At 61.9% G+C, this 1,269-nt stretch carries 2 protein-coding genes; both read right to left on the reverse strand.

All coding sequences use genetic code 11. The features are described 5' to 3' along the window. Nucleotides 1–40 precede the first annotated feature (40 nt). Entirely contained in the window at nucleotides 41–913 is an 873-nt protein-coding gene (locus tag B9A24_RS00605) for an IS3 family transposase (protein WP_084443157.1), read from the reverse strand. After that, nucleotides 910–1,218: a transposase gene (locus B9A24_RS00610; protein WP_084443159.1), complete on the reverse strand. Its 309-nt coding sequence runs from the start codon at nucleotides 1,216–1,218 to the stop codon at nucleotides 910–912. The genes B9A24_RS00605 and B9A24_RS00610 overlap by 4 nt, the downstream gene beginning before the upstream one ends. Between the last annotated feature and the right edge of the window lie 51 nt (nucleotides 1,219–1,269).

Below are 1,269 nucleotides of genomic sequence, written 5' to 3' on the forward strand. Positions count from 1 at the left end.
TGAGGTGGTCTAGTTGAGCGGGACAGTTTAGGGTCGTTAGTTAAAGAAGTTGACAATGAGCAAGATACGGCAATTGATAGCCAATGCTGGAATGCAGCCGCTGGTGATTGTAGTAGTCAAAATACTCGGCGACGCTAGTCTGCGCGTCAGCTAAATCGGCAAAAACGGGCCATTCGCGGGCTTCGAGTTCTTCGGTTTTGAGCCGGGACCAGAGGCTCTCGGCCTGGGCGTTATCATAGCATTCACCTCGTCGGCTCTGCGAGCGTAGCGCCTGCTGGCGGTGCAGCAGGGCGCGATAGGCCTTGCCGCAGTACTGCCCGCCCCGGTCGGAATGTACGAGTAAGCCGGGAGCCGGCTGCTGGGCCAGCAACGCCCGTTGCAAGGCCGTTGTAATCAACTCTTCCGGCATGGTGGCCATCACGTGCCAGCCCACGACGTGCTTACTGGCCACGTCCTGAAACGCACATAGATAGGCCCACTCGCCGCTGGCCAACGGCAAATAGGTGATGTCGCTCACCCACACGCGGTTGGCCTGGGTGGGTGTGGGCTGGTCGAGCAAGCGGTTCGGCGCACAGCGCAGCCCGTGCGTGGAATCCGTCGTGCGCGGCGTGTAGCTCTTCGGCTGCAAGGCGCGCAAGCCCCGGCGGCGCATCGCCGTGCGGAGGGCCTGGCGGCCCACGTGGTGCCCCTGCTGGCGCAAGGCCACGCGCAACCGACGGGTACCATAGCGCTTTTTGTGTGTCTCAAAGGTCTGATCTAGCGCTATTTCCCATGCCGGCTCTTGTTGCCCGAGGCCTTGCTGCTCTCGCTGCTGCCAGGCGTAGTAGCGGCTGGGCGCCACCGCCAGCACCTGACAAAGGCGACGGACCGGATAGCTCCCACGGTGCTGGTCGATGAAGCGATAATGGCTCATTGGTCGCTGGTCTGCGAAAAGATGGCGATGGCTTTTTTTAAAATCTCTAGTTCCTGCGCCTGCCGCCGATTGGTGGCCCGCAGCTGGCGCAGCTCCGCGGCAGTAGCGGGGTCCAGGCTGGCGCCAATCGCGGCGGCCACGGGCGTCTGCACGGCTTTCTGCCACTTGTAAAGCAGCTTGGGATTGATATTCAGGGCCCGAGCGGCAGCCTGGGTGGAACGGCTTTCGCTGGCCAAGCGCAAGGCTTCGGCGCGAAAGGCCGCATCATAGGTGCGTCGCTTGGTCGGTTTGGGAGGAGTGGCCATCAGACAAGAAAGATAAGGCCCTATTCTGTCCCGTCTCACCCGACCACCTCA

Source organism: Hymenobacter roseosalivarius DSM 11622 (genome assembly GCF_900176135.1).
GTDB classification, from domain to species: domain Bacteria; phylum Bacteroidota; class Bacteroidia; order Cytophagales; family Hymenobacteraceae; genus Hymenobacter; species Hymenobacter roseosalivarius.

Bases quoted from the DNA above. Each gene is read 5' to 3' on its own strand.
- B9A24_RS00605 (WP_084443157.1), bottom strand. From the start codon at position 913: ATGAGCCATTATCGCTTCATCGACCAGCACCGTGGGAGCTATCCGGTC.
- B9A24_RS00610 (WP_084443159.1), bottom strand. From the start codon at position 1,218: ATGGCCACTCCTCCCAAACCGACCAAGCGACGCACCTATGATGCGGCC.